Below are 4,626 nucleotides of genomic sequence, written 5' to 3' on the forward strand. Positions count from 1 at the left end.
GGGTCGGGGTCGGTCTGGATCCAGTCGTACAGGGAGCTGTTGAGGGCGGAGCCGGCGGTGAGCACGGCGCCCGCGCCCACCAGGCCGCGGCGGTTGAGCATGAGGTCCATTCCCGTGAATTCGGCGAGGACCGCGGCGATCTGGTCAGGTGCCCACGGCAACCCGTGTACGGGTTGCCTGCTGCCGGCCGGCAGTCTTCCCGGTGCGTTCCTGCCCATCCCGAGGTCCTCGATGGTCACGACACGGCCGAGACGCTCGGTGAACAGGGAGGCCAACACCCTGGGCACCGGGTCGCGCGGGGTCTCGCCCCGTTCGATCCAGCGCCTTACGCGGGAGGTGTCCGTCGACAGCTGCTGGTGGCCCATGGCCGCCGCGTGGCGGTTGACCAGCCGGGCGAGTTCGCCCTTTGACCAGCCGGTGAGGCCGAACAGGTCCGCCAGGCGGGAGTTGGGTCCTTTGTTCACGTCAAGCCCCCAGGTTCTCGGCTGAGTTGACAGTAACGGCCGGGTCGGGGGGCGGCGAGTATTCGCCAGGGTTCGCCAGGGTTCGCCATGTGGCCGGCCACCCGCGCCAGGGTGTGATGTAGAAACGCGCCACCCCGGCCCGTCGTCTCCGGCGGCCGTCGACACTCCCCAGGGTGTGGTCCGGCCGCTCGCGGTCGGGGTGTGCGGCGAACTTGTCGGCGCGCGAAGGGATCCGGATCGACCATGTATCACGCAACATCCCCCGTGACCGCCACGCCCCGGACCTGGTCGTCCCCCCGCCCGTCGGGCAGCGCCGTGGTCACCCGGCCGCGCAGGCCCGGCCCGCCGTCCGGCGGCGGTCCCGCCGTCAGCGGCAGACTCGACCTCTCCGGCCCGCAGGGCGTGCAGCTGCGGTCCGTACTCAACTCCGTCCACCGCGTCTGTCCCGACTTCCACCCGACGCAGGTGCTCCGCCGCAGCGGCCGGACCGTCCTGCTGGCCGGGAGCATCGGGCGCCGCCACGCGGTCGCCAAGTGTTTACTGGACCACTCTCCCGCCTGGGCCGAGCGCTACCGCCAGGAGGTCACGGCCTACCGGGCCTTCGTCCGGCACCGCCCGCCGGTGCGGGTGCCGCAGCTGATCGCCGCGGACCCGGAGACCTGCACGATCGTCGTGGAGCGGATGCTCGGCAGACCCGTCAGCCAGCTCCGGCAGGGCGGGGACCTGAACCAGCAGTCGCAGCTGCGACCGATGCTGAGCGCGGTGGGCCGGCTCAACTCCTGGGAGCCGCCGGCGGGCCTGTTCGAGCGGCCGCTGGACTACGGCAAGCGGCTGCTGCGCTTCCACGAACTCGGCCTGCTCACCGACCGGGACCTGGACGACCTGCACAAGCTGCTGTACTCCGTGCTGAGTTCGGGCGGTCGTGCGGCCCGCGAGTTCTGCCACGGCGACGCGCGTCCGGACAACGTGCTGCTCGCACCGAACGGTCCGGTGCTCGTCGACTGGGAGCACGCCGGCTGGTACCTGGCGGGCTACGACCTGGCCACGCTGTGGGCGGCGCTCGGCGACTCCCCGCAGGCCCGGCGCGGCATCAGCCAGACGGCGCAGCGGGGTGGCGCGGCGGTCAGGGACGCCTTCCTGGTCAACCTCATGCTGGTGCTCACCAGGGACGTGCGGCACTGTGAGACCGCGGTGCGGCGCGCGATGCGGGCGGCCACGCCGGATCCCTCGGCGGGCGAGGAGCTGCGGCTGCGGCTGCGCCGGCTGCACGAGGACTGCGCCATGGCGCGGCGCGCGGTACGGGCGGCCGTCAGCACCCGCTGACGCCCCCGGGACGTCCGGCGGCAGCGGACGACCGCCTGGGCCCCGGCGCCTCCGTGTCCTGCGGAGGCGCCGGGGCCCAGGTCATGCGCCGGTCATACGCGGGTCACGTCACTGCCGGAACAGCTCGGCGGGCAGCGGCTTGAGCAGCTGGTAGAGGTCGTCGGTGATGGGCCGGTCCCAGCTGGCGATGGTGACCAGGACGTTGTCGCTGCGGTCGAACTGCACACACGAGACGCGGCTCTCCGAGCAGGTCACCCGGCGCACGATCAGCAGGTTGCCGTCGTGCATCACCGGGCTGTCCTCGCGTCCGGTGACGGTCACCGGTTCGTCGATCTCGAGCGCCGCCAGCAGCTGCGCGACCTCGAAGGGGACCTCGTCGTCCGAGACGTCGCGGGCGGGGCTGCCCTCGGGCAGATTCCCGATGATCATCGCCGGCCCCCGGCCGCCGAAGAGGTCGTAGCGCAGGAACACACCCTGGCAGCTGCCGTCGGGCGCGGGGAGCAGCCCGGCTCCCAGGTTGCCGGGCCAGTCGCCCGGGTCCATGGCGAGGACGTCGAAGTCCGGCCCGGCGGGCGTGGCGGCACTGCGTCGGCGGAGGAAGGACATGCCGCCATGGTACGCGCGGCTCAGCTCCCCTTACGCGCCAGGTCCTCGAGGATCGCGACGGCGACCGACGCCTGTTCGTAGGGCACGAACAGGTGGTCGTGGTGGTAGCCGGCGACCACGTTGCAGCTGAGTCCGGCGTCCGCGAGGGCCCGGGAGACCACCGCCGTCAGTCCGACCGCCTCCAGGGAGGAGTGCACGCGCAGCGTGATCCAGCCGAAGACGGAGTGGTAGGGCAGTCCGGCGGCGTCGGCGTCCTGGCGCGGGACCACCAGGGTGGTGCCCTCGCGCTCGGCGACGGTGACCACCGGTCGCACGTCCGCGGGCGGCTCGCCGGGGACGGTGGTGAAGACGTACGGGCCGGGCTGCAGCTCGGGGCTCATCCCGTCGACGAGCTTCTTGAGATCACGTTCACCTGACATGATCACAAGCCTAGGTGGCCCGGGTGCGCTCCGCGCCCCGGCGGATCCGTGCGTCAGCGCCCGTCGGACGACTCGGCTGGTCCGTCCGCGGCGTCCGGGCCGGAGGTGCTGCCCGGGCCGGGGGTGCCGTCCGGGCCGGAGGTGTCCGGACCGCCCGGGACGAGGCGCCTTCCGTCGAAGACGCCGGGGCGTTCGCGGTACAGCTCCAGCGGGACGCCGTTGGGGTCCCGCAGGTACAGGCTCTCGTCGACGCCCCGGTCCGGTCCCTGGTAGGACACGCCGGCCTCGTCCAGCGCCTGCCGGGCGGCGGCGTGCCGCTCGGCGTCCATGGAGAGCGCCAGGTGCTGGACACCGCCGACGGTCTCCCGGGCCGGGGGGTGCTCGTGGCCGGGGAAGTCGAAGAAGCCCAGCAGGTTGTGGTTGCCGATGTCGAAGAAGAAGTGCGTGGAGCCGTTGTAGTCCCGGTTCTCCACCATCTCCACCAACGGGAAACCGAGCAGTTCCTGGTAGAAGCGCACGGTCTCCTCGACGTCCCGGCAGATGAACGCGACGTGGTGGACGCCGCGCGCGGTGGTGGCGGGTCGTTCGGCGCCTTCGCGCAGCCAGCGGCGGCGGACCTCCTCCCGACGGGTGCGGATCCTCGCCAGCTCGGCGCCCTGGGGCTGAGTCATACCCGACCTCCTGATGTGGTTGCGTGCTCAACCAGTGCGGCTGTGGCCAGTATCACCCGCCCCGCCGCGGGTTACCGCTCCGCGGCGTGCCGTGTCCGGATCACACCGGTCGCGCGTGGTCGGTACGCGCGTGGGCGACACGCTGGTAGACGGCGGTGGCCTCCGCGCCGCGACCCACCCGCTCCAACGCGTGGGCCAGGTCGTTGCCGCTGGTCAGGCTGTCCGGGTGAGCGGACCCCAGCACCCGGTCCCGGGCGGCGGCGACCTGGCGGTACACCGGCAGAGCCTCGTCCCAGCGGTCCAGCCAGCCCAGCGCGACGGCGATCTCCCTGCGGCTGATCAGCGTGTCGGGATGCTCGGGGCCGAGGGCTCCGGCCCGCAGCGCGGCGGTGTCCCGGGCCTCGGCCAGCGCCTCCGTCCACCGGCCGAGCCGGCCCAGGTTCACGCCGATGCCGTGCCGTGCGCGCAGCGTCTCGGGGTGGCTGCCGCCCTGGGCGGTGGCGCGGGCGGCGGCGAGTTCGCGGTAGAGCGCCAGCGCCTCGGTCGCGCGGCCGAGGCGGCCGAGGCTGATGCCCGTCTCGTAGCGCGCGGCGAGGGTCTCGGGGTGGTGGGCCCCGAGCACCCTCTCCCGGTCGGCCGCGACCTCCCGGTAGGCGGCCAGCGCCTCCTCCCAGCGGCCCAGCCGACCGAGCGCGTAGGCGACCTCGAAGCGGCTGGCGAGGGTGTCGGGATGGTGGGCGCCGAGGACGTCCGCCCGGGCGGCGGCGACCTCCTGGGCGAGTCGGTGCGACTCCTCCAGGCGGCCGAGGCGGTTGAGGTTGTAGGCCAGGTTGTGGCGGCAGCGCAGGGTTTCCGGGTGGTCCGCGCCGGCCTGCGCCTCACGCAGCGCGAGGACGGCCGTGCCGACCCGGTGCGCGTCGAGGTGGCGGCCCAGCAGGCCGAGCACGTAGGCCGCCTCCTGGCGGGCGTCCAGCGCGTCCGGGTGGGCGTGGCCGAGGGTCTTCTCCCGGGCTGCGGCGACCTGCTCGAACTCCACGAGCGCGGCGGCGAGGTGGCCCTGCCGGCTCAGCGCGAACGCCCTCTCGTGCCGGGCGGCGAGCACCCGGGGGTCGTCGGCGCCGGGCACGCCGTCGCCGTGCGGGG

6 protein-coding genes are annotated in these 4,626 nt (G+C 73.7%); 1 reads left to right on the plus strand and 5 read right to left on the minus strand.

Annotated features, from left to right (window positions below; translation table 11 throughout):
* The coding region (locus tag GL263_RS22035) for an NsdA family TPR-like regulatory protein (RefSeq protein WP_500294573.1) at positions 1–464 on the minus strand (464 nt) is incomplete at its 3' end.
* Between the two features lie 243 nt (positions 465–707).
* Here GL263_RS22035 and GL263_RS22040 point away from each other — a divergent pair.
* Positions 708–1,787 carry an aminoglycoside phosphotransferase family protein gene (locus GL263_RS22040; RefSeq protein WP_182857485.1) on the plus strand — a complete coding sequence of 360 codons (1,080 nt, stop codon included), beginning with the start codon at positions 708–710 and terminating at the stop codon, positions 1,785–1,787.
* Between the two features lie 108 nt (positions 1,788–1,895).
* On the opposite strand, the gene GL263_RS22045 is transcribed toward GL263_RS22040, so the two are convergent.
* The 4 genes from GL263_RS22045 to GL263_RS22060 form a co-directional block, all read right to left on the minus strand.
* Positions 1,896–2,393 (minus strand): hypothetical protein, encoded by a 498-nt coding sequence (locus tag GL263_RS22045; RefSeq protein WP_182857486.1) that lies wholly within the window; start codon positions 2,391–2,393, stop codon positions 1,896–1,898.
* A gap of 20 nt (positions 2,394–2,413) precedes the next feature.
* Positions 2,414–2,812, minus strand: coding sequence for an ACT domain-containing protein (locus tag GL263_RS22050; protein ID WP_182857487.1), 399 nt, complete (start codon positions 2,810–2,812; stop codon positions 2,414–2,416).
* Positions 2,813–2,865: 53 nt separating this feature from the next.
* Positions 2,866–3,483 (minus strand): VOC family protein, encoded by a 618-nt coding sequence (locus GL263_RS22055; RefSeq protein WP_182857488.1) that lies wholly within the window; start codon positions 3,481–3,483, stop codon positions 2,866–2,868.
* A gap of 100 nt (positions 3,484–3,583) precedes the next feature.
* Positions 3,584–4,626 (minus strand): tetratricopeptide repeat protein (locus tag GL263_RS22060; RefSeq protein ID WP_182857489.1); only part of this gene is annotated, 1,043 nt, incomplete at its 5' end.

The sequence above is a fragment of the Streptomyces durbertensis genome, from assembly GCF_014156695.1.
GTDB lineage: Bacteria > Actinomycetota > Actinomycetes > Streptomycetales > Streptomycetaceae > Streptomyces > Streptomyces durbertensis.